Source organism: Nocardia gipuzkoensis (genome assembly GCF_021183645.1).
In the GTDB taxonomy this organism is placed as follows: Bacteria; Actinomycetota; Actinomycetes; order Mycobacteriales; family Mycobacteriaceae; genus Nocardia; species Nocardia abscessus.
In genome coordinates this window covers 223529-247601 of record NZ_CP089225.1, presented here as the reverse complement: position 1 = coordinate 247601, position 24073 = coordinate 223529, and the positions used below count along the sequence as shown (strand labels likewise).

25 protein-coding genes are annotated in these 24073 nt (G+C 68.7%); 14 read left to right on the top strand and 11 right to left on the bottom strand.

Going from position 1 to position 24073, the window contains the following annotated elements; genetic code table 11:
* Positions 1 to 59 precede the first annotated feature (59 nt).
* Positions 60 to 818: an acyl-[acyl-carrier-protein] thioesterase gene (locus LTT66_RS01100; RefSeq protein ID WP_233063295.1), complete on the top strand. Its 759-nt coding sequence runs from the start codon at positions 60 to 62 to the stop codon at positions 816 to 818.
* Here LTT66_RS01100 and LTT66_RS01095 read toward each other — a convergent pair.
* Together LTT66_RS01095 and LTT66_RS01090 are read right to left on the bottom strand one after the other, a co-directional pair.
* Positions 815 to 2302, bottom strand: coding sequence for a mannitol dehydrogenase family protein (locus LTT66_RS01095; RefSeq protein WP_408638724.1), 1488 nt, complete (start codon positions 2300 to 2302; stop codon positions 815 to 817). The genes LTT66_RS01100 and LTT66_RS01095 overlap by 4 nt on opposite strands.
* A 63-nt stretch (positions 2303 to 2365) precedes the next feature.
* Positions 2366 to 3394: an NAD(P)/FAD-dependent oxidoreductase gene (locus LTT66_RS01090; protein WP_233063294.1), complete on the bottom strand. Its 1029-nt coding sequence runs from the start codon at positions 3392 to 3394 to the stop codon at positions 2366 to 2368.
* 174 nt (positions 3395 to 3568) lie between these two features.
* Between LTT66_RS01090 and LTT66_RS01085 the strand changes: the two genes are divergently transcribed.
* The 3 genes from LTT66_RS01085 to LTT66_RS01075 all read left to right on the top strand — a co-directional run bounded on the left by LTT66_RS01085 (position 3569) and on the right by LTT66_RS01075 (position 5317).
* Complete coding sequence (locus LTT66_RS01085) at positions 3569 to 4048, top strand: Dps family protein (RefSeq protein ID WP_195068843.1); 480 nt, start codon at positions 3569 to 3571, stop codon at positions 4046 to 4048.
* A gap of 101 nt (positions 4049 to 4149) precedes the next feature.
* Entirely contained in the window at positions 4150 to 4488 is a 339-nt protein-coding gene (locus LTT66_RS01080) for an anti-sigma factor (RefSeq protein WP_181724294.1), read from the top strand.
* Positions 4478 to 5317, top strand: coding sequence for an RNA polymerase sigma factor SigF (locus LTT66_RS01075; protein ID WP_233063293.1), 840 nt, complete (start codon positions 4478 to 4480; stop codon positions 5315 to 5317). The genes LTT66_RS01080 and LTT66_RS01075 overlap by 11 nt, the downstream gene beginning before the upstream one ends.
* Positions 5318 to 5323: 6 nt before the next feature.
* Here the strand turns inward: LTT66_RS01075 and LTT66_RS01070 are convergent, their stop codons facing one another.
* Positions 5324 to 5557 (bottom strand): hypothetical protein, encoded by a 234-nt coding sequence (locus tag LTT66_RS01070; protein ID WP_233063292.1) that lies wholly within the window; start codon positions 5555 to 5557, stop codon positions 5324 to 5326.
* 293 nt (positions 5558 to 5850) lie between these two features.
* On the opposite strand from LTT66_RS01070, the gene LTT66_RS01065 reads away from it, so the two are divergent.
* Positions 5851 to 7962 (top strand): AMP-binding protein, encoded by a 2112-nt coding sequence (locus tag LTT66_RS01065; RefSeq protein ID WP_408638723.1) that lies wholly within the window; start codon positions 5851 to 5853, stop codon positions 7960 to 7962.
* 67 nt (positions 7963 to 8029) lie between these two features.
* Here the strand turns inward: LTT66_RS01065 and LTT66_RS01060 are convergent, their stop codons facing one another.
* Both LTT66_RS01060 and LTT66_RS01055 read right to left on the bottom strand, forming a co-directional pair.
* Complete coding sequence (locus LTT66_RS01060; protein ID WP_233063291.1) at positions 8030 to 9394, bottom strand: WS/DGAT/MGAT family O-acyltransferase; 1365 nt, start codon at positions 9392 to 9394, stop codon at positions 8030 to 8032.
* Between the two features lie 194 nt (positions 9395 to 9588).
* Complete coding sequence (locus LTT66_RS01055) at positions 9589 to 10239, bottom strand: DUF6968 family protein (protein ID WP_181724291.1); 651 nt, start codon at positions 10237 to 10239, stop codon at positions 9589 to 9591.
* 358 nt (positions 10240 to 10597) lie between these two features.
* On the opposite strand from LTT66_RS01055, the gene LTT66_RS01050 reads away from it, so the two are divergent.
* A complete protein-coding gene (locus LTT66_RS01050; RefSeq protein ID WP_195103715.1) occupies positions 10598 to 11092 on the top strand; it encodes a hypothetical protein in 495 nt (164 codons plus the stop codon).
* 54 nt (positions 11093 to 11146) lie between these two features.
* Here LTT66_RS01050 and LTT66_RS01045 read toward each other — a convergent pair whose 3' ends face one another.
* The 3 genes from LTT66_RS01045 to LTT66_RS01035 all read right to left on the bottom strand — a co-directional run bounded on the left by LTT66_RS01045 (position 11147) and on the right by LTT66_RS01035 (position 13116).
* Positions 11147 to 11911 carry a hypothetical protein gene (locus tag LTT66_RS01045; RefSeq protein ID WP_233063290.1) on the bottom strand — a complete coding sequence of 255 codons (765 nt, stop codon included), beginning with the start codon at positions 11909 to 11911 and terminating at the stop codon, positions 11147 to 11149.
* A gap of 196 nt (positions 11912 to 12107) precedes the next feature.
* Positions 12108 to 12485 (bottom strand): helix-turn-helix domain-containing protein, encoded by a 378-nt coding sequence (locus LTT66_RS01040; protein WP_233069531.1) that lies wholly within the window; start codon positions 12483 to 12485, stop codon positions 12108 to 12110.
* Between the two features lie 145 nt (positions 12486 to 12630).
* Complete coding sequence (locus tag LTT66_RS01035; RefSeq protein ID WP_233063289.1) at positions 12631 to 13116, bottom strand: nitroreductase family deazaflavin-dependent oxidoreductase; 486 nt, start codon at positions 13114 to 13116, stop codon at positions 12631 to 12633.
* 173 nt (positions 13117 to 13289) lie between these two features.
* Here LTT66_RS01035 and LTT66_RS01030 point away from each other — a divergent pair, with 173 nt between their 5' ends.
* Positions 13290 to 14156 (top strand): mycofactocin-coupled SDR family oxidoreductase, encoded by an 867-nt coding sequence (locus LTT66_RS01030; RefSeq protein ID WP_233063288.1) that lies wholly within the window; start codon positions 13290 to 13292, stop codon positions 14154 to 14156.
* 16 nt (positions 14157 to 14172) lie between these two features.
* Here LTT66_RS01030 and LTT66_RS01025 read toward each other — a convergent pair whose 3' ends face one another.
* Together LTT66_RS01025 and LTT66_RS01020 are read right to left on the bottom strand one after the other, a co-directional pair.
* Entirely contained in the window at positions 14173 to 14751 is a 579-nt protein-coding gene (locus LTT66_RS01025) for a TetR/AcrR family transcriptional regulator (RefSeq protein ID WP_233063286.1), read from the bottom strand.
* 98 nt (positions 14752 to 14849) lie between these two features.
* Positions 14850 to 15725, bottom strand: coding sequence for an LLM class F420-dependent oxidoreductase (locus LTT66_RS01020; RefSeq protein ID WP_233063285.1), 876 nt, complete (start codon positions 15723 to 15725; stop codon positions 14850 to 14852).
* Positions 15726 to 16077: 352 nt separating this feature from the next.
* Here LTT66_RS01020 and LTT66_RS01015 point away from each other — a divergent pair, with 352 nt between their 5' ends.
* From LTT66_RS01015 to LTT66_RS00985, 7 genes are all read left to right on the top strand, one after another.
* Positions 16078 to 17280, top strand: coding sequence for a cytochrome P450 (locus LTT66_RS01015; RefSeq protein ID WP_233063284.1), 1203 nt, complete (start codon positions 16078 to 16080; stop codon positions 17278 to 17280).
* A gap of 61 nt (positions 17281 to 17341) precedes the next feature.
* Positions 17342 to 17569 (top strand): ferredoxin, encoded by a 228-nt coding sequence (locus LTT66_RS01010; RefSeq protein ID WP_043689895.1) that lies wholly within the window; start codon positions 17342 to 17344, stop codon positions 17567 to 17569.
* Positions 17569 to 18120 carry a nuclear transport factor 2-like protein gene (locus LTT66_RS01005; RefSeq protein ID WP_233063283.1) on the top strand — a complete coding sequence of 184 codons (552 nt, stop codon included), beginning with the start codon at positions 17569 to 17571 and terminating at the stop codon, positions 18118 to 18120. Before LTT66_RS01010 ends, LTT66_RS01005 begins: the two co-directional genes overlap by 1 nt.
* Positions 18121 to 18125: 5 nt before the next feature.
* The gene (locus tag LTT66_RS01000; protein WP_233063282.1) at positions 18126 to 19376 is read left to right on the top strand and encodes a hypothetical protein; all 1251 of its coding nucleotides are present in this window, start codon (positions 18126 to 18128) and stop codon (positions 19374 to 19376) included.
* Between the two features lie 25 nt (positions 19377 to 19401).
* A complete protein-coding gene (locus tag LTT66_RS00995) occupies positions 19402 to 21012 on the top strand; it encodes an acyl-CoA synthetase (protein ID WP_233063281.1) in 1611 nt (536 codons plus the stop codon).
* 1 nt (position 21013) lies between these two features.
* Entirely contained in the window at positions 21014 to 22141 is a 1128-nt protein-coding gene (locus LTT66_RS00990; protein WP_233063280.1) for an NAD(P)H-dependent amine dehydrogenase family protein, read from the top strand.
* Between the two features lie 15 nt (positions 22142 to 22156).
* Entirely contained in the window at positions 22157 to 23356 is a 1200-nt protein-coding gene (locus LTT66_RS00985) for an MCE family protein (RefSeq protein WP_233063279.1), read from the top strand.
* Here LTT66_RS00985 and aztA read toward each other — a convergent pair.
* Positions 23353 to 24051 (bottom strand): zinc ABC transporter ATP-binding protein AztA, encoded by a 699-nt coding sequence (aztA, locus tag LTT66_RS00980; protein ID WP_233063278.1) that lies wholly within the window; start codon positions 24049 to 24051, stop codon positions 23353 to 23355. The genes LTT66_RS00985 and aztA overlap by 4 nt on opposite strands.
* Between the last annotated feature and the right edge of the window lie 22 nt (positions 24052 to 24073).

Below are 24073 nucleotides of genomic sequence, written 5' to 3'. Positions count from 1 at the left end.
AGGATGACGATCTGCGCGTATGTACCGCCATTGTGGCAAATGGCTGGCATCATCCGGTCATGGTCATTCCCAGCGTGCTGCCGGACCCCCCAGCCGTCTTGACTCCCTTCGAGACGGGGTGGCCGGTGCGTCTGGCCGACACCGACCGCGATCAGCGCCTGCGACTCGACGGGGTGGCACGCTATCTGCAGGACGTCGGTTACGACCATCTCGACGTTCTGCAAGACGGCGACATCCATCGACTGTGGGTGATCCGCAGGACGGTCTTCGACGCGCTGAAACCGCTCTCGTTCGGCGATTGGGCTACGCTGCGGCGCTGGCCCTCGGCGACGTCCACCCGGTGGTGCACGATGCGTGTCCAGGTCTGCGGCAGCGCGGGCGGTCTGGTGGAGACCGAGAGCTTCCTGATCCACTTCGGCACCGAGTCGGGCGTGCCGGCCCGGATGAGCGACCGGTTCCTCGCGCCGATGCTGGCCTGCACGACCGAGCATCGGTTGCGCTGGAAAGCCGAACTCACCGACCCGATGCCCGCGGCGGGCGAGCCCGGCGTCGAGATCCGGAATTTCCCGCTGCGAGTCACCGATATCGATCTGCTCGACCATATGAACAACGCGGTCTACCTCACCGCGCTGGAGGAGGTGCTCGCCGATCACGCCGAGCTGAAATCCGGCCCGCACCGCGTGGTGGTCGAGTACGGGAAGCCGGTGCGGTCCGGGGAGGACGTCGAGCTGGTGTCCCGCCGCACCGACGCGAGCCTCGACGTGTGGTTCGCGGTGGGCGCGGAATGCCGAGCGGTCGCCCGCATCACCCCGCGCTAGCGAGCCAGATTCTCGACGGTGGCACGTGCGCCCCTGGTGCGCAGTGAGTCCAGGGCCGCCAGATACGCGGACACGAAGCGCGGGTGCTCGATCAGGTCCCCGAACAGGGAACGCTCCTCGAGGAACGCGGTGGGCTGCTCGTGCTGACGCCGTGCGAGTGGTACGAGCCGGTCGCGTAGCCGGTCCACGATCTCGATCGGCTCCCCTCGCTCGTCGACGCCCTCGGCGTAGCGTGCCCAGCTCGCGACTACCGCCGCCGCGCAGTCGATCTCGCCGCCGGCGGCGAGCTGCGCCCGGACCACCGGCAACAGCCACTTCGGAATCCGGTCGGAGGATTCCGCGCACAGCCGGGCGATGGTGTCACCGATCGCGGGGTTGGCGAACCGGTCGAGCAGGGTCCGCTTGTAAGCGTCCAGGTCGACACCGGGAACCGCGCGCAACGTCGGTGTCGCCTCGAGGTCCATGTATCGCGACAGCAATCGCCGGAAGGCCGGGTCCTGTGCGGCGTCGTGGACCAGCCGGTAGCCGCTGAGATATCCGAAGTAGCACAGCGCCTGGTGGCTCGCGTTCAGCAGCCGCAGCTTCATCAGCTCGTACGGGGTGACGTCGTCGACGAGCTGCACGCCGACCTGCTCGAAGGGCGGGCGGCCGAGTCCGAAGGAATCCTCCAGCACCCACTGCGCGAACGGCTCCGTGACGACCGGCCAGCGGTCGGTGAGCCCATAGCGCCGCTCGATCTCGGCGGTGGCTCCGGGCGGAGTGACCGGAGTGATCCGGTCCACCATCGAATTCGGGAAACACACCTGCTCCGCCACCCAGGATCCGAGCCCGGCATCGCGCAGCGCGGCGAACGCGCCGAACATCCGGCGCGCGACGTTCCCGTTGCCCTCGATGTTGTCGCAGGACAGCACGGTGAACGGCGCGATGCCGCGCGACCTGCGCCGGGCCAGGGCTTCGACGACGAGCCCGAAGACGGTGGCGGGCGGCGCGTCCCCGGCGAGATCGGCGCGAATCGCGGGATCGTCGGCGTCGAACTCCCCGGTGGCGGGCGCGATGTGGTATCCGCCCTCGGTGATGGTGAGCGAGACGATCCGGGTGGCCGGGTCGGCGAGCTTGGCCACGACGGCCTCCGGATCGTCCGGCGCGTACCGGTATTCGATGACGGAGCCGATAATGCGGGTGGTCCACGTGCCGTCGGGTGCGACGGTCGACAGCGTGTACAGGCCGTCCTGCGCCCGGAGCGCATCACGCATGCGCCGATCACCGGGCAGTACGCCGACTCCACAGATGCCCCACTCGTCTCCGAGGCCGCGTTCGAGCAATCGGTCGACGTACATCGCCTGGTGCGCCCGATGGAACCCGCCGACTCCGAAATGGACTATGCCCGGGGAGATTCGGGAGCGGTCGTAACCCGGTGTCGAGACGCGATCGGCGACCTCGGTCATCGTCGCCGCCCGCAAGGGTGTGGGCGTCCGTTCTGACATCCCCGCACCTCCCCATGTCGTGTGGATCACACCATAGTGCAGCGCGGGGCCCGCACCGGGCGGTCAGCTCGGCGGTGGCAGCAGCGAGTCCAATCCGTGGCGCCGAGCGCCGAGTACCCGCTCGGCGTTCACGCGCTCGAGGTCGGCGGAGAATCGTTCGGTGCGCCGCCGACCGACGGCCAGGCGGGTGTCCTCCGCGACGAGGTCCGCGTTGATCGCGGCGGCGGCCGTGACGCCACCGGCGGCGGATTGCACTACCCCGGCGACCACGTCGGTGACGTTGCCCGCCACCCAGACGCCGGGGACCGAGGTGCGGCCACCGGGGTCGGCCACCACGTGGGTGCCCGCTCCCGAAGGGTGCCGGGCGGTTTCGGCGCCGAGGCCCAGCAGCAGCGCGTCGCGCGCGACCAGGAGCGGCGCGAGCGCCAGCGCGGCGATCGGCACGACGCGGCCGGATTCCAGCCGCGCTCCGGCGAGGCGGTCGTCCGCCACCTCCAGTGCGCTCACCACACCCTCCACCACCGCGATGCCGCGGGCCGCGAGTTGCTCGGCCTGCTGTGCGTCCGGTGCGGGAAAAGTGTGCCGCAACAGCGCCACCGAGGCGCTCCACTGCCGGAACAGCAGGGCGTGGTGTACCGAGCCGAGCACGCCGATCGGGCGGTCGCGGATCTCCCAGCCATGGCAGTACGGGCAGTGCACCACGTCGCGGCCCCACCGTTCGCGCAGGCCGTCGATCTGCGGCAGTTCGTCCGTCAAGCCGGTCGCGACGAGCAGTCGGCGAGCATGCAACGGCTCGCCGCGGTCGGTGTCCACCACGAACCCGTCCGGCGTCCGCCGCGCGGCCACGGCCCGCGCGTACCTGATCCGCCCGCCGTACTGTTCCACTTCCCGTGCGCCGATCGTCACCAACGCCGCCGGTGGGATGCCGTCGCGGGTCAGCCATCCGTGCACGCCCGCGGCGGGGGCGTTGCGCGGCTCGCGCGCGTCGACCACGACGACCGTGCGGCGCGCCCTCACCAAGGTCAGCGCCGCCGACAAACCGGCTGCTCCGCCGCCGATCACCACCACATCCACGTGCTTTTCCTCAGCCATGCCCCACCCTGCCGAGGAAACGGCCGTATCGGCAAATATCGTTGCCGATACGGCAACATCTTGCCTCGGGCGCCCACCCCGTTTCGCCCGGCCAGGGAAGCCGCCGTGAGGTTTATCGCCGCAGAGCTGGGTAGACCGTCGATGACCGGATCGACGGCAGAAAGGTTCGAAGCGATGTCCCAACCCATCACCAGCACCCTGGACCCGGAGCAGCAGCGCATCGCGGGAGAGACGCTGCAGGCGACGGTGGTCGACCTGATCGACCTGTCGCTGATCGCGAAGCAGGCGCACTGGAATGTGGTCGGCTCCAATTTCCGGTCGGTGCACTTGGCGCTGGACGAATTGGTCACCGTGGCACGGGAGTTCACCGACGCCGCCGCGGAACGCGCCACCGCTGTCGGGGTCAGTCCGGACGGGCGCGCCGCGACCGTGGCCAGGGATTCCGGTGCGATCGGTATCGGCGAGGGCTGGCAGCAGGACACCGACATCATCGACGCGATCGTCGGCAACCTCGCCGCCGTGATCAAGCGGCTGCGGGAGCGGATCGCGGCGACCGAGAAGGCCGATCCGGTGACCCAGGATCTGTTCCTTGCCATCGCGGCGCGACTGGAACAGTTGCACTGGATGTGGCAAGCGCAGCTCGCCACGGTCTGATGCGGGTGATCACATGCGCGTTCGGCGCGCCCGCCACCGAGACCACCACGGTCGCGGTGCGGATCCCCGCCGACGCGCGACACCTGGCCCTGATCCGCGGGATGGCCGACACCGTGTGCCTGGTCGCCGACGTTCCCCTCGCCGCGGCGGCCGACATTCGCCTGGCGATCAACGAGGCGGCCACGATGCTGCTGGTGGGCTGCGTACCCGGTTCGACGCTGGGCTGTGAGTTCACCTACGGCGCCGACCGGATGCGCGTGCGCCTCGACACGGTCGGCGCGTCCGGCGACGAGATCGAGGGCGATCCGTTGAGCTGGGAACTGGTCCGCATGCTGACCAGTTCCCTATCGATTTCTCGTGACCCTTTTGATTCGAAGATTGGCGGGTATCAGACCGTTATCGAGTTCAGTTGGGAACGAGGGCCATTTCATGACACGTGAGTTCACGACCGACGGAAACGGCGCGACGGGCCGCACGCGTGCGGGCGACAGCTACGACAACATCGAGCCGTGGTTCGAGAAGATGGCCGCGATGGACGAGGACGATCCCCATCGCGCCGTGCTGCGCGAGGAGGTGACGCGGCGGTGTCTCCCGCTCGCCGAACACATCGCCCGCAAGTTCTCCGGCCGCGGCGAGTCCTACGACGACCTGCTGCAGATCGCCCGGGTGGGGCTGGTGCTTGCGGTGGACCGTTTCGACGTCTCCCGGGGCAGCGCTTTCCTCGGGTTCGCGGTCCCCACCATCATGGGCGAGGTGCGCAGGCATTTCCGGGACAACACCTGGTCCTTGCGAGTGCCGCGACGGCTCAAGGAGATCCAGTTGCGCATCGGTCCCGCCACCGAGACGCTGTCGCACCGGCTCGGGCGAATGCCCACGGCACGGGAGATCGCCGCCGAATTGGACGTCGAGGTCGGCGAGGTCACCCAGGCGCTCATCGCGGGTAACGCCTACCAGACCAACTCCCTGGACACCGGGGGCCGCGAGGACGGCGACGGCGCACCGCAACCGCTCGCCGACACGCTCGGCGCCGAGGAGCCGTGCTACAACCTGCTGGAGCAGGCAATGGCGGTGCGTCCGCTGATCGCGGAACTGCCCGCGCGCGATCGGCAGGTGCTGATCATGCGCTTCTTCGAGTCCAAGACCCAGACCCAGATCGCGGAATACCTGGGCGTCTCCCAGATGCAGGTGTCGCGCATCCTCGCCCGGATTCTCAAGGATCTGCGCGAGCGCGCGCTCGGCTCCGACGAATTCGCCGCGCGCGCGGCCTGACTCGGCTCAGGTGCGTGCGCGGCCGGCCGGCTCGGTCATCGGCGTCGCGGACACCTCACCCGTCCAGCCGCACGGCAGGGCGCAGCTGGCGATGACCTTGGTCTCCATCTCGCCGGTCTCGTAGCGCAGCGTGGTGGTCTCTGCGTAAGCGGGATAGCCGCACGCTCGGCATTTGCCGAAGAAATCGAGGATCTCCTCGGTGCGGGAGTGCGCGATTCGTCGTGCGGGCTTGTCGTCCATAACCTCTCCAACCGGCGTGCGGTCCTGCCGAGCAGGCGTCTGCGACGTTAGGGATCGGCCGTCGGCGCGCGGCGGGCTTTCGCTGATCGTTGGGTTGATTCACAGACGCCGCGCGGGTGAATTGGGCCGGTTCCCAGGTTCAGGTGAATGCTGGGCAATCGCGGCGTATTTCCTGCGTATCGCTGGTAGCGGCGGTCAGGCCGGGGTTACTTGACCTTATCTGTGACTGACGTTACAAAGGAGCTACCCGCCGACCCGAAGTTCTTCGAACCGGCCGACGAGAAGTGCACAAGTTGGTTACCGATGTCATCGATGTGGTCGCGGAATTCGCGGTCGCCCGCAAGACCATCTGGGATCTGCTGCTCGAACCGCAGACGTATCCGCGCATGTTCACCGGTATCGGCGCGTGCGAGCAGATCCAATCCGCCGACGGCAACGTGGTCTGGCAGATGCGTGTCGGCACCCATGGGACCGGCATCCGCACCCACCAGATCCGGCTGAGCGTGGGCCGGTGGTACGAGAGCTTCGAAATGCAGTACGCCGCGCTCGGCAGCTTCGCCTCGGTGCGGCTGCACGGCGACGAGGAGCGCACCAAGGTCACGGTCACCTATTTCGCGCCGAGCCGGGTGCACCCGCGCGTCGCCGAGCTGTCCAATGTGGCGATCGCCGAGTGGACCAAGAGTGGGTTGAAGCGGGTGGCCGATGTCGCCAAGGGCGCACGGACCTCGTTGGTGGTCAACGGCGAGGATTCGCCGATTCTGCGCAACGCGGGCGTCGCGCGGCAGATGGTCGCCACCGGCGTCGTGCTGCCGGTGCGGCTGGATCGCAGCTTCAAACAGCTGCGCTCGCTGGCGAAGTGGGGCTTCAACCTGGCGGGTGGCTACGCCGCGGGCGCGGCGTACGCACCGGATCGGACCGCGATCATCGACGACCGCGGCACCCGGTCCTTCGCCGACATGGACGAGCGGACCACCGCGCTGGCCGCGGCGATGGCCGCGCACGGTCTGGGCCCGGGCGACGCGATCGGACTGCTCGCGCGCAACCACGCGGGCATGGTCGAATGCATGGTCGCCGCGGGCAAACTCGGCGTGGACGTGGCCCTGCTGAATTCCGGGCTGGCGGGGCGCACCATCGAGGAGATCGTGCAGCGCGATCGGCTGTCGGCGCTGTTCGTCGACGGTGACCTGGAGGAGTTGGTGTGCTATCTGCACGCCGACATCCCGCGCTACAACACCGACGAGCGGCCGCCTGCCCCGGACCGGACGACCGTGAATCAACTCGTGGCCCAGGGGCACACCGATTTCCGCACGCCCGCCCAGCCGGGGCGGCTCATCGTGCTCACCTCCGGGACCAGCGGGACGCCGAAGGGGGCGCGCAGGCCGCATCCGAAAGGCTTCGGGTCCATCGCGGCGCTGCTGTCGCGCATCCCGATGCAGATGGACGAGACCATGCTGATCCCGGCGCCGCTGTTCCACACCTGGGGGCTGGCCGGGCTGCAGTTGAGCACCGCGCTGCGCGCGACCGTGGTGCTCGCGGAACGGTTCGACGCGGAGGACTGCCTGCGTCGCATCGCCGAGCACAAGGTCAATACGGTGATCGTGGTGCCGACCATGGTGCAGCGCATCCTCGATCTGCCCGCGCACGTGCGCACGCGCTACGACACCTCCAGCCTGCGGCACATGATCAGTTGCGGCGCGCCGCTCGCGGGGGCGACCGTCGAGCGGTTCATGGACGCCTACGGCGACGTCCTCTACAACGTGTACGGCTCCACCGAGGTCTCCTGGGCGACGATCGCGACGCCCGAAGACCTGCACACCTCGCCCACCACGGCGGGCCGCCCGCCACTGGGCACCAAGGTCGCCGTGCTCGGGCCGGACCACCGCCGGTTGCCGATCGGCGCCACCGGGCACATCTTCGTCGGCAACCACATGCTGTTCGACGGGTACGTCAACTCGGCGCCGCCGGACGAGGCGCACGGCATGCTGGACACCGGCGATCTCGGCTATCTCGACGCCGCTGGCCGGTTGTTCATCGCCGGGCGAGACGACGAGATGATCATCTCCGGTGGCGAGAACGTCTTCCCGCGCCCGGTGGAGGAGGCGCTCGCACACCTGCCGCAGGTCAGCGACGTCGCGGTGGTCGGCGTGCCGGATCACGAATTCGGTCAGCGGCTCGTGGCGTTCGTGGTGAAACGCGAAGGGGCCGGGCTCGATTCGGACATGGTCCGCACCTACATCCGCAACCGACTGAGCCGCTTCTCGGTCCCTCGCGACGTCACCTTCCTCTCGGCGCTGCCGCGCGGCGACACGGGGAAGATTCTCAAGCGTCTGCTCGCCGGTCCGGGTGCTGCGAAACCGGATCTGCCGCCGTCGATCAACGGGCTCGGTACGGCCGGCTCGTCCTGAGTTCCGCGCGGCGGGCCGTCGTGCCGGGAGCGCGCACGGCCGGCCCGTTGCCGCGCTGGCGCGCGGGTCAGTAGACGGTGTCCTCCAGATCGGTCAACGCGGACTCCAGATGGTCGAGCAGCCTGGCCACGTCCGGCACGCTGCGGCGGCAGGCGACGATGCCGATGTCGAGGCTGTCGGCGTTGCTGGTGAGGGTGATGTTCACCGCCTGGCCGTCGAGCGGGATCGACAGCGGGTAGCTGGCGGCGACGCGGGCGCCGTTCCAGTACTGGGGTTCGCGCGGCCCGGGGATGTTGGAGATGACGATGTTGAACGGCGGGCTGGTCAGCGCGGTGGTGGCGGGCAGGAGCAGCGAGAGCGCGAGAGGACTGAGCGTCAGCGCCGAGAGCGAGACCGCCTGCACGGGGGACAGCGCGCGGTAGATCTCTTTGCCGCGGTGCATCGAGGAGCTGATCGCCGCGAGCCGCGCCGCCGGGTCGGGCAGATCGGTCGCGAGATTGCACAGCAGCGCCGCCACGGCATTGCCTCCGCTCTCGCCGTCGTCGGACTCCGGCCGCAGCGAGACCGGGACCATGGCGATCAGCGGTTTGTCCGGCAGCGCGAGGTGTTCGAGCAGATAGGCGCGCAGCGCGCCCGCCGACATGGCGAGCACCACGTCGTTGAGCGTGGTGCCGGTCATCTTCTTGACCTGGCGGATGCGATCCAGCGGCCAGGAGCGAGCGGCGCAGCGGCGTGCCCCACCGATCGGGACGTTGAACATGGTGCGCGGCGCGGCGAAGGGCAGCGTCAGTTGCTGCTCGAGCAGTGCGAGGCGAGCCAGGCGCAGTATCGAAGGGGCCGAGCCCGCCGCGGCGAGCAGCGCCCGCGCCCGCGTGCCCAGGGTGTGCCCGCGCGGCGGATTCGCGCGCTGCGTGGCCGAGGGCGGGAGGTCCCAGGGCACCAGCGCTTCGCCGGACTCGGGGTCGGTGGTGAGCGTGCGCTGCAACAGCCGCTGGGCGCCGACGCCATCGATGAGAGCGTGATGCATCTTCGCGTACAGGCCGACCCGGTCGCCGGCGAGCCCTTCGATCAGATGCGCTTCCCACAACGGTTTGTGCCGGTCGAGCAGTGTGCTGTGCAGTCCGGCGGCCACCTCGGTCATGGCCTCCAGTCCGCCCGATTCCGGAAGGGCCCACCGCTGGATGTGGTAATCGAGTTCGACTGTGCTGTCCACCGTCCAGGCCAGCTGGGGTGTGCCGAACAGGCGAGACGGACGCTTGCGGAACATGGGATGGAAGTTCTGGTCGGCTGCCAGCGTCGCGTACGCGCGGCAGGCGAACTCGGGTCCGGAGCCGTCCACGGGGTCGAAGACCGACAGGGAGCCGACATGCATCGGGTGCTCGCGTGACTCCGCGACGAGGAACAGGGCGTCCACCGGCGAGATGAATTCCATGGGCAGTTCCCTCCTGGCGACGCTGCGGCCGCGCCACGGTCTGGTTCAGGACACGGGGACGGTCGGCGACGGGCGTGCCGGACTGCGCATGGCGCGGGGTGATCTGCGCCGGTCGAACGACAATCCACCAACCGATGATTCGATGCCGAATCCGGACCGGCTGGGCGGTTCGCCGCGGAATGTGCGTCCGTGGCTCAGGAGAGGCGGCTGACCGGCCAATCGTGCGGCAGCGCGAGGCGTTCGCTGATCATGTGGATCGCGGTGTGCAGCGCCTGGATCTCATCGACGCCGCTGGCCACCGACGCGCCCTGCTCGCTGATGTGGAACCGGCACAGGTGCGCGCGCCGGTCGGCCGCCAGATACGGCCTGCCGATGATGATCGACAGCGAGCTGTCGGCGTCACGCAGGGTGCGGGCCGCGATGAGGGCCTGCGGTTCCTGCTCGGCCGTCGTGGCGGCGCGCGAGGGCCGGGTGGGGGCGGCGGGGAAACAGAGGTCGGACGGTTCGGTCACGGCGAAGTGCGCGCCGTGGCTGTTGGCCTGCCGCAGCTCCAGGGCGATCTCCTGGAAGGCGCGGTAGAGCGCGGCGATGGAATCGGCACCGTGCGCCCAGCGCTCGCCGATGCCCTGGATGCGGAATCCGCACACCACGCCGGTGTCACCCGGTGCCATTTGTGGTTTTCCCACCTCGATCGACACTTCCCGCAGCGCGTCGGAGACGGTGCGGGTGGCGATCACCTCCCTGATGCGTCGCCACTTCGTGCTCGCGATCGCACCGCCGTGTTCGGACTCGCGCACTGCGGGCGTGGTCGTGTCACCAGTGACCCGCGCCGGTATCGCTCTCATAGCGTGTGGAGTACCCAAGTTGCGGCCCGGTTTATCCTGCCGTTCGAGGTGACCTGGACCGCAGCGGCAAATCGGGTCGATGACCGCCGGATGGGTCCGGAACGGCGGAGTTCGGCCGCATGGCAGGCAGACCTGGACGGCTTCGACGGAGCGTCTCCCGCGCCCCGGGAACGGGAGGTGCGCCGAGGTCGGGCGCAGCGAGTTGCCCGCCGAATACGGAGTCCGACGAAGACACGCCGGATCGGCAAAATGGCTACCCGATGGTTAACCTGCCTCGAGTTTGGCAGGCTGTGGCCGAAGTGTGATGGTGGGGCCGCGACGATGAGGAGGGGCGGACGAAGTGGTAACGATCGCGCAGTTGCGAGCGGTTCTGTCGATTCTGCGCGTCGACCCGGACGAGGTCGGCGCACGGCTGGGTGACACGGGTCTGCATGGTCCGGACGCCGAGCGTGTCCTACTGGTCGGTTTGCTCCACCGGATTGCGAGCAGTGAGCTGCGTCAGGTCGTCACCACGACGATGGACGACACGGAGGCCGCGCGAGCCGCCGCGATGAGTACCTTGCCGGTGAACGGTGAGAACCCCACGGAGCAGGCCCGTTTCGACGCGCACTGGCTGCACGATCGCATCGGCGCGTTGGCCGCGGGCACCACCGTGGACCCGGTGCCGGTGCTGCTGGACGCCGCCGCGCGGTCGACGGACGCGGCCGAGGTGCTGCTGCTGCTCAGCCGCAACCCCCGTGGCCACGACGCGGACACCAGATGGGAGCGGGCACTCGACGACCTGGGGCGGGCCTATCACCTGATCAACGACGAGCGCGTCGGTCGCTCGAACACGACGACCGCGCCGCTGTAGCGACGCGGTCGTCCGCAGCTTCGTCCCGGCGGCACCGGCGTCGCCGGGAGAATGTCACTTGGGTTGCGCGGGTGCGATTTGCGCGGGCTTGTCCGCGAAGCGGGTGGTGCCCTCGGCGGCCTGCAGCGTGGTGAGCAGGTCGACACCGGCCACGACGAGGGTGGGACCGCCGACCGCGATGGTGCCGAGGATGCCGCCGAGGCTCGCTCCGGTCAGCAGACCGGCCACGCAACCCACGGCGATGGTGACCAGACAGCCGATCGTGGCGCCGATGGCGGTGCCGACGAAACCGCCGATGGCGGTGGCGAGTCCGAACTGGCTGGCGAATTCGTCACGGGCGCGCTGGTTCTCGGTCATCGACGCGACCGGTGTCGCGACGAGCGTTTCGCTGACCGCGATGCCTTCCGGCCTGGTCGGTCGAAGCTCGAGGACCGTGCTGTCCTTCTTCAACTCCGGACGGACCGGAATGCTGGTGCCCGCGACCCGGAAGTCGAGCGGCAACGTCATGGCGACGTGGCCGTCGCGGTCACGGACGTCGACCACGTCGATCACCTGCGCGACGTCGGCGGGGGCGCCGGTGCGGTCGACGAGCACGCCGTCCCGCTCGGTTAGTCGGGCGTTCTCCTCGCCCGCGGGCTTGTCCCGCAGCGCTTTGGACAATTCGAAGGTTCCGCCCCGCAGCGCGGCGACGACCATGTGGTCGACGAGCCGGGCCGAGTAGGTGATGTCGGGAGCGGGTTCGGCGTGAGCGACGCCTGCGCCGATGGTCAAGGAGCCGATGGCGAGTATCGCTGCCGCAGTGATGCCGCGGAGTTGCATGATTCGTCCATTCCTTCATCAGGTTTCGCAGCTGCGTCCCGCACGGCCGGACCCGCGCACTCCGGCGGCGCAAGAGCAGTCGTCCAAGGTCGCTGAGCAGCCTAGCAGCGCCCGCAGCAACCGATGAGCGTTCCGGCTCGACCGGTCGGAGATGTCCAGAAATTTCTCCGACCGGCCGATTTCCGAATCCGTCGCCTCAGCGCGCCACCGCGAGTTCGCTTGCCGGCTCGGCTCGCAGGATCGTCGCGCTGGTGCCGGGTGGCCAGTCGAGGCCCGCGTCCAGCCGATCGAGCACCTCGGCGCTCGGCTCCGGGTTGCGAGACCGCTCGATCTCGCTGACCACTTTGGCCGGTGGGCCGCCGTTGGCCGCCACGTCCGCCTGGGTCCACTTCATCTCCCGCCGCCGCGAACGGACGCGCGCGGCGAGCGCGTCGAGGTCGAGCGCGAGAGCCGGCTCGGCCACGTCCGCGGGCTCGGGCTCGGCAGACAGCGCCGGACCGCCGGGTTCTTCCGTCCGATGTTTTTCCCGCAGCAGCCCGTTGGTGATCAGCCTGGACCGTTTCCGCCTACCCATTTTCGCCACACGCTCTCCCATCCTCTGTCGAGTCGATCGATTGCGTCGCACTGCTCCGGCGGCGGGCGGCGTCCACCGCGCGGGGAACGCTGAACATCATGGGGGAGCCGGGGCGCGGACCCTGCTCGACGCGCCGGGCGCCGGCTCAGTGCGCCTCGTCCTCCGGCTGGAGGAGCAACACCGGAATCTCGCGCTCCGTCCAGGACTGGTAGGCGTCGAAGTCCGCGTAGAGGGCTACGAGCAAGGGCCACAACCGGTCTCTCTCCTCCGGCGTGGCCACCCGGGCACGGACGCGGCGGTGCTCGGCGCCGATCTGCACCCGGGTCGCCGGATGTGCCAGGAGGTTGAAATACCACTGGGGATGGCTCGGCAGCCCGCCCTGTGAAGCGACGACCACCAGATCGGCGCCGTCGACCAGATACAGCAGCGGAACGGTGAACAGCTTGCCCGATTTCCGGCCCCGGTGCTCGAGCAGCAAGGTCGGCACCGGCTTGCGGAAACCGGCACCGATGCGCCATCGCCCGCCGATGCGCCCCCGGGTTCGGCGGAAGACCCAGACCTGCGCTTTGGACATGTACTTGATGAGCGCCGTGACGAGCGGGGAATCGAGCTTGCGCGGTCGGTTCGGCATCAGCGCGCCTCCCGCGGGAGCTGGGGTGCCGTGGTGACGTCGAGCGGCGTAGCGAATGATTGATCCATACCTTTGTCCGTAGTATCGTCCAGACAGATGTCCGGTAACTATTCCATAGTGGTGCCCGGCAGTGTACGGGCGGCGGAATCGGTGACGAGCGCGGTGGAGGAAACATGAATCGGGTCAGCGGCAAAGTCGTCCTGGTGACCGGTGCGGCGCGGGGCCAGGGCCGCAGCCACGCGCTCGCCCTGGCGGAGGAGGGCGCCGACATCATCGCCTTCGACATCTGCGCCGACATCGGCAGCAACGACTACGCGCTGGCGACCGAAGCGGACCTCGCCGAGACCGAGGAACTGGTGGCCGCGACCGGGCGCCGGGTCGTGGCCAGGAAGGTCGACGTGCGTGATCGCCCCGCGCTGCAAGCGGAGATCGCGGCCGGCGTCGCCGAACTCGGGCGCCTGGACGTGGTGGTGGCGAACGCCGGAATCTGCCCGCTCGGCCACCATGTGCCGCTGCAGGGATTCGTCGACGTCTTCGACGTCAACTTCGTGGGCGTGGTGAACACGGTGCACGCCGCCCTGCCGCATCTGGGGGCGGGCGCCTCGATCATCGTGACCGGTTCGGTCGCGGGGCTGGTGCCGCAAACCGGTTTCAACGGCCAGCAGGCGCTGCAGGGCCCCGGCGGCGACGGCTACGGTCTGTCGAAGAAGATGATCCGTTCCTATACCCAGACTTTGGCGCTGACGCTGGGGCCGAGTTCGATCCGCATCAACGCGGTGCACCCGACCAACGTCGACACCGACATGCTGCACAACCAGGGTATGTACCAGATCTTCCGTCCCGACGTGCAGAACCCGACGCGCGAGGACGCGGAGGTCACCTTCCCCTTCATGCAAGCGATGCCGATTCCGTACGTCGAGTCCTCGGACATCTCGAACGCGGTCACGTTCCTGGCCTCCGACGAGTCGCGATACGTGACCGGCCTGCAGATGTTCGTCGACGGCGGGGCGTCGCTGAAACTGGGCCTGGCCGGTCAGTGACGCGAAACGTGGTGTGTCACTTCAGGATGAGCAGTGCGCTCCGTTCGATGCGGTCCGCGATATCGGAATACGATTCGTAGCCCATGCCCGCCCGCACCAGCGCGCCCGCGTAGAGCAATTCGAGCGATTCCAGAATATCCGCGTCGGCATTTCCGGACAGGGCGCGGGCGAGCCGGGCGCGAATTTCCAGTCCGATGCGCGCTCGCAAATGCTCGACGTCGGGATCGCGGCCGAGCAGCGCGCTGGTGACCGCGCCGGACAATTCCGGCTCGTCGGCGACCAGCAGCGCGATACCGCGCAGTTCGGCGATCACGCGCACGGTGGCGTCCTGGTCCTCGCTCACGGGCGAGGGCGTCGCCCGCAGTCTGCGCCAGAAGATTTCCGCGACCAGGTGTTCCTTGGAGGAGAAATAGGTGTACGCGGTCGCGGTGCCGACCTTGGCGTTGGCGGCGACCATGCGGACGGTCATGCCCGCGAACCCCTCCCGCGAAAGCACTTCCAGCGCCGACCGGGTGAGCTTGTCGACCGTGCCGGCCTGCTTTCCGGTCAAGCGCCGCCGCGTCGCTTCGACGGTTCTGGAATTGCTTTCGGACATGTGTCTAGATGGTAGTGTCGATATTCTGTTCGAGCAACATTCACGCTGCCGCAACCGTTGTGTTTCCGGCCACGGAAATTGCTCGGCGGCGGGGGAAGCTACGGCCGGTCCGCCGCGCCGAGTGGGCGGCCGATCCGTGCCAACTTGCCGGAAAGGCGCGCGAGGTAGTCGAGCACCGCCGGTTGGTCCTTGTCCGGTAGGCCGTACACGACATCGGTGACGCCGGCGCGGTCCCACTCGTCCAGGCGGGCGGCGTCCGGTTTGAAGTCGAGGGCCACCACGCGCGGACGTCCGTCCCGTCCCGCCTGCCGCCAGATCTCGTGGAGCTGTGCCAGCCGATCCGAGATGTCCGTCTCGCCGGGGGTGGTGATCCAGCCGTCGGCGGACTCGGTGATCCATCGGAAGGTGCGTTCGGTACCCGCCGCGCCGATCAGCACCGGTATCGAGCGCCGCACCGGTTTCGGCCACGCCCAGCTCGGGCCGAAGCGCACGTACTCACCCTCGTGGCTCGCCTCGTCCTGGCTCCACAGCGCCCGCATCGCCGTCAGGTACTCACGCAGCACGGTGCGCCGTTTGTTCGGCGGCACGCCGTGATCGGCCAGTTCGTCGGTGTTCCAGCCGAATCCGGCACCGAGGACGACTCGCCCGCCGCTGAGATGGTCGAGGGAGGCGATCGTCTTGGCGAGGGTGATCGGATCGTGCTCGGCCGGGAGCGCGACGGCGGTGGCCAGCTCGATGCGTTCGGTGACGGCGGCCGCCATGGACAGCGCCACCCAGGGATCCAGCGTGCGCAGGTACCGATCGTCGGGGAGGGAAGCGTCGCCGGTCTGGGGATGCGCCGCGTTACGCGCGACCGGGATGTGGGTGTGCTCGGGGACGTAGAAGGCGTCGAATCCCGCCTGCTCCGTCGCGCGGGCGGCCGCGGCCGGGGTGATGCCCCGGTCGCTGGTGAACAGCACGATGCCGAATCGCATGGGAATCCCTGCCTTGTCGAGTCGTTCGATATGGCGATCGGTCTACCGCCGCCGGGTGCCCCCGTTGTGCCGCCGGTGCTGCGCGTGGGCGTATGTCGCATGCCGTGCCTGGACAGCTGTTCGGAATATAGTCCGAAGTGTCGATTTGAACAAGAACGCGTTCTCGTTTTACGGCGCGGCCGGTCGAGATCGCGACCGCTGGGTCCCGGTTTCGAAAGAGATCGTTCGTTCGGGATTGTCCTGCAAATGTGTCAGTGGTACCGTCCAGACACATGTCCAGCTATGTGTCTCTCCACGGTGGGGCCTGGCTGCTTCCCGTTGAGAACTTGTTCTCGGATTCGGAGTGTGGGCGATGACGGCTGCGGTGGAGCCGCTGGTGTTCGATCCGTATGACTACGGGTTCCATGAGGACCCGTACCCGACGTATCGGCGGCTGCGCGAGGAGGCGCCGCTGTATCACAACCCGGCCCTGGGGTTCTGGGCGTTGTCGCGGCATGCCGATGTGATCGGGGGATTCCGCGACAGCGTGCGGTTGTCGAGTGCGAACGGGGTGTCGCTGGATCCAGCGGCATGGGGGCCGCACGCACATCGGGTCATGTCGTTTCTGGCGATGGACGATCCGCGACATGTGCGGATGCGCCGGTTGGTGTTCAAGGGGTTCACCCCGAAGCGCGTCGCGGAGATGGAAGACCGGATCCTGGAGTTGACGCTGTCGTATCTGGAGCCCGCGTTGGCCGGGGGCGCCTTCGATTGGATCGATGAGGTCGCGGGCAAGCTGCCGATGGACGTCATCTCCGAACTCATGGGGGTTCCGGCCGCGGATCGGGCGGAGATCCGCCGGTTGGCGGATCTGGTGGTGCATCGGGAGGACGGTGTGCTCGACATCCCGATGGCCGCGGCGGAGGCGTCGATGAAGCTGCTGGGCTATTACACCGAGATGGTGGCCGAGCGCCGGCGCGCGCGGAAGGACGATCTGACTTCGGCGCTGCTGGATGCCGAGATCGAGGGTGACCGGTTGTCCGATGAGGAGATCATCGGTTTCTTGTTTCTCATGGTGGTGGCCGGTAACGAGACCACCACGAAACTACTCGGCAACGCCTTGTATTGGGGCGCGCGGAATCCGGCGGAGTACGCGAAAGTCGTCGCCGATGCCGAATTGGTGCCGCAGTGGGTGGAGGAGACATTGCGGTATGACACCTCCAGCCAGGTGATCGCACGGACGGCGACGCAGGATCTCGATTACCACGGCGGCGTGATTCCGGCGGGGGCGAAGGTGTTGTTGCTGATCGGTTCGGCCAATCGTGATCCCGCGGTGTTCGAGGACGGTGACAGTTTCCGGATCGATCGCGCCGACAAGTCGGGGTCGGCCAGTTTCGGTGCCGGGGTGCACTTCTGCCTGGGGGCGCACCTGGCGCGGCTGGAAGCGACGGTCGCGCTGCAGGAGTTCGCTTCCCGAGTGCGTTCCTACGACGTCGTCGAGTCCGGTATCGCACGTGTTCATTCGTCCAACGTGCGTGGCTTCGCGCACCTGCCCATCACTGTGGAGACGCGATGAGCCGTCGACCCCACCGGGTACGCGTTCCGGTATCGCTCCGCCGGTCCGCGCGGAGCAGGCCATGAGAATCCGGGCCGACCTGGATCTGTGCCAAGGACACGCGGTGTGTCAGGCCGAGGCGCCGGAGGTGTTCACGGTGCCCAAACGCGGCCGGGTCGAGATCCTCGACGACGCACCGACCGGCGAGCTCGAGCCCGCCGTGGCGAACGCGATTCGATACTGCCCCACCCAAGCCCTGTCGATCGCCGACGAAGGCGCGACCGACTCCTCTCCGAAAGGTACCGACTGATGCCAAGTTTCGACCGCGCCGAACTCGACGAGATGATCCAGCGCTGGATCTCGGAGAACCAGCGCTGCGAGGAGAAGGGCGACTGGAAGCCGCTCGCGCAGATGTACACCGAAGACGCCACCTATGGCTGGAATTACGGCCCCACCCAGGAATTCATGGCCGTCGGGCGCGACGAGATCCGCGATCTCGCCCTCGGCCAGGAGATGGCCGGGCTGGAGGGCTGGACCTACCCGTACCAGGAATTCGTGGTGGACGAACGCACCGGCAACGTCATCGGATTGTGGAAGCAGATCAGCGAGGCCAAGCGTCCCGATGGGCGAAACTACTCGCCCGAGGGCATCGGCGGCAGCTGGTTCCGCTACGGGGGCGGCTTCCAGTGGTCCTGGCAGCGCGATTTCTTCGACTTCGGCAACGTCTCGGCGCTGTTTGTCGAGATGATCACGAACAACGCGCTCACGCCGGGCATGCAGAAGCGCATCGAGCGCTCCGTCTCCGGCGAGCCGCTGCCGGGCTGGTATCGCATCGGCGAATCGCCCGTCGCGCTGTGGTGACCGACATGACCGCACCACACAGCCGATTCGCCGGCCTGGATCGGGACACCCTGGCCGCGCTGGTGCCCGAACTGCTGCTGTGCGGGCACCTCATCGACCGCTCCGGCATGGCGCACTCGATCGCCGCGTTCGGCCGCGAGGGCATGACCGAGGTCGCCATCGAGGAGTGGCAGGTGGCCAGCCCGGTCTACACCCGCCGCATGCAGCGCGCGCTCGGCTTCGCGGGCGACGGCGTGGAGACCATTTTCAAAGGGCTGCAACTGGACATCGGCGCGCCACCGCAGTTCATGGACTTCCGCTTCCGGGTCGACGATCACCACCACGGCGAGTTCTGGCTCGACCACTGCGGCGCGCTCGCCGACGTGGAACCGATGGGCGAGGACTTCGTCGTGTCGATGTGCCACGACATCGAGGACCCGACGTTCGACGCGACCGCCCTGGCCACCAACCCGCACGCCCAGGTCCGGCCGATCCACCGGCCACCGCGCAAGCCGGCCGGACGGACGCCGGTGTGCGCGTGGACGGTGGTCATCGATCCCGCGCACACCCCACCACCGGTGCCGCCCAACGCCGAACTGGTCGCCGAGTCGGCGGCGGCCGGACTGGAGCTGGGCGAGATCGACCGCGACGACGAAGGGCGGCCCGACTACTCCGGACCGTTGCTCAGCGACGTGCGCTTCGCGGACTTCTCCCGCTCCGCGCTGGTACGCCTCGCCGACGAGGTCTGCTTGCAGCAGCACCTGCTCACCCTGGGTTTCATGATCGCGGTGCGCGCCCGCACGGACGCCGCGGCGGCGCTGGAGATCGGGCGCAAACAGTTCGCCGGGATCGCCGGGATCACCAGTGAACGCTTGCGCAACTGCCTCGGGCTCGGTGACGACGCCGCCGCGCTCGCGACGGTGCTGCGGCTACATCCCGCTCTGAACCCGCTGCCCTACACCGAGATCGAGATCGATGACTCCGGCGAGACGGTCACGGTGAAATTCCCGTCCGCGAGCGGCGCGCACACCGACGGAACCTGGCCGTCGATGCTCGGACCGGAGCACCTGGCGCCCCTCAACGCCCTGGTCCGCGGCGTGAATCCGCGTTTCTCCGCCGAGGTCCGCGCCGTGGGCGAGCACGGATGGTGCGCAGGCATCACCCTCGGCGACAAACCGTTCCGGGAGGCGTCGGAGGTCGCGATCACGCGGTTCAGCACCGGCGCCGCCTTCACCTTCACCGACCGGGGGATACCCCTGCCGCTCACCGTCGTGTGACAGCCCCACCCAGAGATGGAACGACATGGCAAACAATTTCGCCGACCTCTTCGAGCACTCCGTGGACGCCATGCCCGAGCGGGCGGCGCTGATCCAGTCCGGACGCCGGGTGACCTTCCGTGAACTCGACGCCCGGGCCAACCAGCTCGCGCACTATCTGGCGACCGTGGGCGTCGGCCCGGGAACCCACGTGGGGTTCCAGATGCACAACGGCATCGAGACGATGGAGACGCTGATCGCGTGCTTCAAGCTCGCCGCCGTCCCGATCAACATCAATTACCGGTACGGCGTCGGCGAACTGGCCTATGTCTACGCCAACGCGGATCTGGAAGTGCTCGTCCATCACTCCTGTTACTCCGAAGCCGTGCGGGAAGCCCGGGCGCAAACGCCCATGTTGCGGCACACGATCTGCGTCGAAGACGAATTCGGCACCGGCACAGGGGAGTTCGCGGACGCGGCATACGAGTCGGCTCTTGCCGGCCGGCCGACGGACCGCCCGGTGGTCCGACGCGGCCCCGATGACCTGTTCATGATGTACACCGGGGGAACCACCGGTATGCCGAAAGGCGTGATGTGGCGGCAAGAGGACATGTGGCGGGTCCTCGGCGGCGGCATCGACTTCTACACCGGCGAGCCGGTCGCCGACGAGTTCCAGCAGTCGCGCACCGGCGCCCAGACCGATCCGAGCCAGTGGCTGGTGCTGCCGCCGCTGATCCACGCCGCCGCCATGATGCCCACCTTCACCGCGCTGTGGTCGGGAAACACCGTGATCTTCGAGTCCCGTTTCGACGCAGGACGCGTCTGGCGGACGGTCGCGCAGCAGCGACCCCAGGTCATGGTGATCACCGGTGACGCCATGGCCCGCCCGCTGATCGAGGCGTACCGGCGCGAGCCGGTGGACGCGTCGTCATTGCTCGCGATCGCCTCCGGCGCCGCGCTGCTGTCGCAATCGGTGAAGAACACGCTGCTGGAGCTGTTCCCGTGGGCGGTCGTCTCGGACTCCATCGGATCGTCGGAGACCGGTTTCGGCGGTATCGGATTCGCGCAGAAGCACGACGATCCCGCGCGTGGACCGCGGGTGCAGACCGGCCGCGGCGCGGTCGTCGTGGACGACGACGGCCGCCGGGTTCCGCCCGGTGCGGAGGGCTGGCTGGCCAAGACCGGCAACGTGCCGATCGGCTACTACAAGGATCCCGGCAAGACCGAGAAGCTGTTCAAGACCGTGGACGGCCTGCGCATGGTCGTCACCGACGACCGCGCCCGCGCCGAGACCGACGGGTCGATCACCCTGATCGGCCGCGGCAACATGGTGATCAACACCGGTGGCGAGAAGGTGTTCGTCGAAGAGGTCGAAAGCGTCGTGAAGGCGCACGACGCGATCGCCGACGCGGTGGTGATCGGGGTGCCGCACGAACGCTGGGGACATCAGGTCGCCGCGGTGGTCTCGCTGTCGGGTCCGGGGCCGGTCGAGTTCACCGGCCTGCACGCGCACGTTCGCCAGTACCTGGCCGGATACAAAGTGCCCAAGCAGATCTGGATCGCGGACGCCGTCGTGCGGGCGCCGAGCGGCAAACCCGACTACCGGTGGGCCAAGCAGTACATCGCAGGCCGGGGACCCGACCACAAGGTGGACTGACGTGATCCGGGTGATCCAATGGGCGACCGGCGGGGTCGGCCGAGCCGCCATCGAGGGCATCCTCGACCATCCCGAGCTGGAACTGGCCGGAGCGTGGGTGCACAGCGCCGACAAGGACGGCAGGGATCTGGGTGAACTCGTCGGCCGCCCGCCGATCGGAGTGCGTGCGACGACCGACGCCGACCGCCTGCTCGCCATGCAGGCCGACTGCGTGCTCTACAGCCCCTTCATGGCCGATACCGAGACCGTGCGCGCGATCCTGCGCTCCGGCAAGAACATCGTCACACCCCTGGGCTGGTTCCATCCGCGACGCGCGGAGCGGCAGCGGTACGACCAGCTGTGCCGTGCGGCGGGAGTCACCTTGCACGGCGCGGGAATACATCCCGGCGGTATCACCGAGAAGATCCCGCTGGTGGTGTCGGCGCTGTCGGGCGCGATCACCGAAGTCCGGGCCGAAGAGTTCTCCGACATCCGCACCTACGGCGCGCCCGAGGTGGTCCGGGACTGGATGCTGTTCGGCGCCACGCCGGAACAGGCCGCCACCAGTGTGATGGCGAACGTCCTCGCGGGCGGCTACGGCCAATCGGTATGGATGATCGCGGACGCGCTGGGCATCGCACTCGACGAGCAGTTGCGGGTGACGCACGAGGTGGCGGTGGCCACCGCGCCGATCGACTCGCCGATCGGTCCGATCGCCCCCGGCCGCGTCGCCGCGCAACGCTTCCGCTGGCAGGGAACCGTGCGGGGCACGCCGGTGATCACGGCTGCGGTGAACTGGTTCATGGGTGCGGAAAACCTCGATCCGCCATGGCGGTTCGGTCCGGCAGGTGAGCGATACGAGGTGGAGATCGTCGGCGATCCCGGGGCGATGGTGACGTTCACCGGCATGCACGCGCACAGCGCGGCCGCCGGTCTGGTCCGCAACCCCGGCATCGTCGCCACGGCCATGCACTGCGTGAACTCGATTCCCTACGTCGTCGCCGCCGAACCGGGTGTGCGGACCTATCTCGACCTGCCGCTCGTCGCTGGTCGCGCCGCCGCCTCGCTGCGCGGGACCGGCGGCGACGCGGCCGATGCTTCGCCTCCCGGAGCCGATCCCGGCGCCGCGCGCCGCACCCCGCCGAGCTGATCGGATCGCACGAAGATGAATTTCGGCAGGCAGACCATGGTGGTCACGTGGCGGATATTTCGGTTGAAAATCGCCGGGGCGGCGCTGATCCTGATCGTCACCGCGGTCGTCGCGGTCGCCGTCGCGATGTATGCCGGACGGTTTCACTCGACGGTGACCGTCACCGTCGAGGCGCCCCGCTCGGGCCTGGTCCTCGATCCCGACGCCAAGGTGCGGATGCGGGGCGTCGAGATCGGCAGGGTGAGCGCGGTGGAGTCCCGGGCCGACGGGGCGCGCTTGCGGCTGGCGCTCGATCCCGAACTGCTGGACCTGGTACCCGCCAACGCGACCGTCGATATCCGCTCCACCACCGTATTCGGCGCCAAATACGTGAATTTCGTCGTCCCCGGCGTCCCCTCGCCGACGCCCATGCGCCCCGGCACGACAATTCGCGCGGATTCGGTCACCGTCGAATACAACACGCTGTTCCAGCGCCTGAGCGACATCCTGGCCGCGATCGAACCGGCCGAGCTCAACGCCACCCTGGCCGCGCTCGGCACGGCGCTGCAGGGCCGCGGCGACCGGCTGGGCGATCTCCTCGCCCGTTCCGACGACTATCTGCGGCAGATCAATCCGAGCCTGCCCGCGCTACGGCGGGATCTGTCGTCGGCCGGTCGGGTCACCGGGTTGTATGCCGACACCGCCCCCGATCTGTTGCGCACAGCAGGCAACGCCACCGTCACCGGCGCGACGGTCGCGCAGGGTGCCGCGGACCTGGATACCATGCTGCTCAACCTGATCGGCTTGGCCGACACGACCCGGTCGGCGCTCACGGAGAACGAGCCGGGGCTCACCGCGGTGCTGGAGACCCTGCGGCCAACCAGTTCACTGCTCGGCACGTACTCACCCGTGCTGTACTGCGTGGTCGTCGGCATCGCGAATGCGCTTCCCGCGGCCGAGGCGATCATCGGCGGAAACGCGCCCGGAGCCATCTTCAACGCGAGCTTCATGTACGGCGCGCAGCCCTACGAATATCCCGACGACCTGCCGAAGGTCAACGCGACCGGCGGCCCGCGCTGCGCCGGAATCCTCGACCGGATCCCTGGTGACCACGCCGACTACGTGGTCACCGATACCAACGAGGGCGCGCCTTTCACGCCGTCCACCACGGTCATGCTCCACGCTCCCAAAGTCTTTCAAATCCTTTTCGCCGGCCTGCCCGGGGTGCCGCGTTAGTCGACCGTGGCTTTCCGCGGTTCGGTGCTGGATCGGCCGAGGACGGTGCGCGGATCACCCTGGCCGGTGACGCGGCCGTCGTGCAACAGCAGGCAGTGGTCGGCGCGCAGGGCATCCTCGTGGCGGTGGGTGGCGTGGACCACCGTCACGCCGTGCGCACCGACACTGCGGATGGCGTCGGCGATCTCCTGCTGCGCGGCCGCGTCCAGGCCGGTGGTGGGTTCGTCGAGCAGGAGCAGGTCCGACTCCTGCGCGAGCGCCTGGGCCAGCAGGGCGCGCTGACGCTGACCGCCGGAGAGCGTGCCGAGCCTGCGCTCGGCCAGGTCGGCGATCGCCATCCGGTCCAGGCACGCGAGCACGACGGCGCGATCCTGCCGGGTGAGACGCCGCCATGCTCCGCGATGTGCCCAGCGCCCCATCGCGACGGTCTCGCGGACGGTGATCGGCAGAGTCGCGGGGACGCCGCTGTGCTGCACGACGAATGCCGGTCGCCGGAGATGCTCCCGGCGAACGGTTCCCGCCGTGGGCGTGATGACGCCGGCGAGAACACCGAGCAGGGTGGACTTGCCGGAGCCGTTGGGCCCGACGAGCGCGGTCACCTGTCCGGCCGGGATCGTGCCGGTGACCTCGTGCAGGACCGGGTGGCCCCGGTAACCGGCCGTCACCTCGGCGACATGGACAGCTGGCGGCGACATGGCGGGCTCCGATCACCTCGTT

Excerpts from the sequence above, each read along its gene's own strand:
- LTT66_RS01100 (WP_233063295.1), top strand. The coding sequence starts at position 60 with ATGGTCATTCCCAGCGTGCTGCCGGACCCCCCAGCCGTCTTGACTCCC.
- LTT66_RS01095 (WP_408638724.1), bottom strand. The coding sequence starts at position 2,302 with ATGTCAGAACGGACGCCCACACCCTTGCGGGCGGCGACGATGACCGAG.
- LTT66_RS01090 (WP_233063294.1), bottom strand. The coding sequence starts at position 3,394 with ATGGCTGAGGAAAAGCACGTGGATGTGGTGGTGATCGGCGGCGGAGCA.
- LTT66_RS01085 (WP_195068843.1), top strand. The coding sequence starts at position 3,569 with ATGTCCCAACCCATCACCAGCACCCTGGACCCGGAGCAGCAGCGCATC.
- LTT66_RS01080 (WP_181724294.1), top strand. The coding sequence starts at position 4,150 with ATGGCCGACACCGTGTGCCTGGTCGCCGACGTTCCCCTCGCCGCGGCG.
- LTT66_RS01075 (WP_233063293.1), top strand. The coding sequence starts at position 4,478 with ATGACACGTGAGTTCACGACCGACGGAAACGGCGCGACGGGCCGCACG.
- LTT66_RS01070 (WP_233063292.1), bottom strand. The coding sequence starts at position 5,557 with ATGGACGACAAGCCCGCACGACGAATCGCGCACTCCCGCACCGAGGAG.
- LTT66_RS01060 (WP_233063291.1), bottom strand. The coding sequence starts at position 9,394 with ATGGAATTCATCTCGCCGGTGGACGCCCTGTTCCTCGTCGCGGAGTCA.
- LTT66_RS01055 (WP_181724291.1), bottom strand. The coding sequence starts at position 10,239 with ATGAGAGCGATACCGGCGCGGGTCACTGGTGACACGACCACGCCCGCA.
- LTT66_RS01045 (WP_233063290.1), bottom strand. The coding sequence starts at position 11,911 with ATGCAACTCCGCGGCATCACTGCGGCAGCGATACTCGCCATCGGCTCC.
- LTT66_RS01040 (WP_233069531.1), bottom strand. The coding sequence starts at position 12,485 with ATGGGTAGGCGGAAACGGTCCAGGCTGATCACCAACGGGCTGCTGCGG.
- LTT66_RS01035 (WP_233063289.1), bottom strand. The coding sequence starts at position 13,116 with ATGCCGAACCGACCGCGCAAGCTCGATTCCCCGCTCGTCACGGCGCTC.
- LTT66_RS01030 (WP_233063288.1), top strand. The coding sequence starts at position 13,290 with ATGAATCGGGTCAGCGGCAAAGTCGTCCTGGTGACCGGTGCGGCGCGG.
- LTT66_RS01025 (WP_233063286.1), bottom strand. The coding sequence starts at position 14,751 with ATGTCCGAAAGCAATTCCAGAACCGTCGAAGCGACGCGGCGGCGCTTG.
- LTT66_RS01020 (WP_233063285.1), bottom strand. The coding sequence starts at position 15,725 with ATGCGATTCGGCATCGTGCTGTTCACCAGCGACCGGGGCATCACCCCG.
- LTT66_RS01015 (WP_233063284.1), top strand. The coding sequence starts at position 16,078 with ATGACGGCTGCGGTGGAGCCGCTGGTGTTCGATCCGTATGACTACGGG.
- LTT66_RS01010 (WP_043689895.1), top strand. The coding sequence starts at position 17,342 with ATGAGAATCCGGGCCGACCTGGATCTGTGCCAAGGACACGCGGTGTGT.
- LTT66_RS01005 (WP_233063283.1), top strand. The coding sequence starts at position 17,569 with ATGCCAAGTTTCGACCGCGCCGAACTCGACGAGATGATCCAGCGCTGG.
- LTT66_RS01000 (WP_233063282.1), top strand. The coding sequence starts at position 18,126 with ATGACCGCACCACACAGCCGATTCGCCGGCCTGGATCGGGACACCCTG.
- LTT66_RS00995 (WP_233063281.1), top strand. The coding sequence starts at position 19,402 with ATGGCAAACAATTTCGCCGACCTCTTCGAGCACTCCGTGGACGCCATG.
- LTT66_RS00985 (WP_233063279.1), top strand. The coding sequence starts at position 22,157 with ATGAATTTCGGCAGGCAGACCATGGTGGTCACGTGGCGGATATTTCGG.
- aztA (WP_233063278.1), bottom strand. The coding sequence starts at position 24,051 with ATGTCGCCGCCAGCTGTCCATGTCGCCGAGGTGACGGCCGGTTACCGG.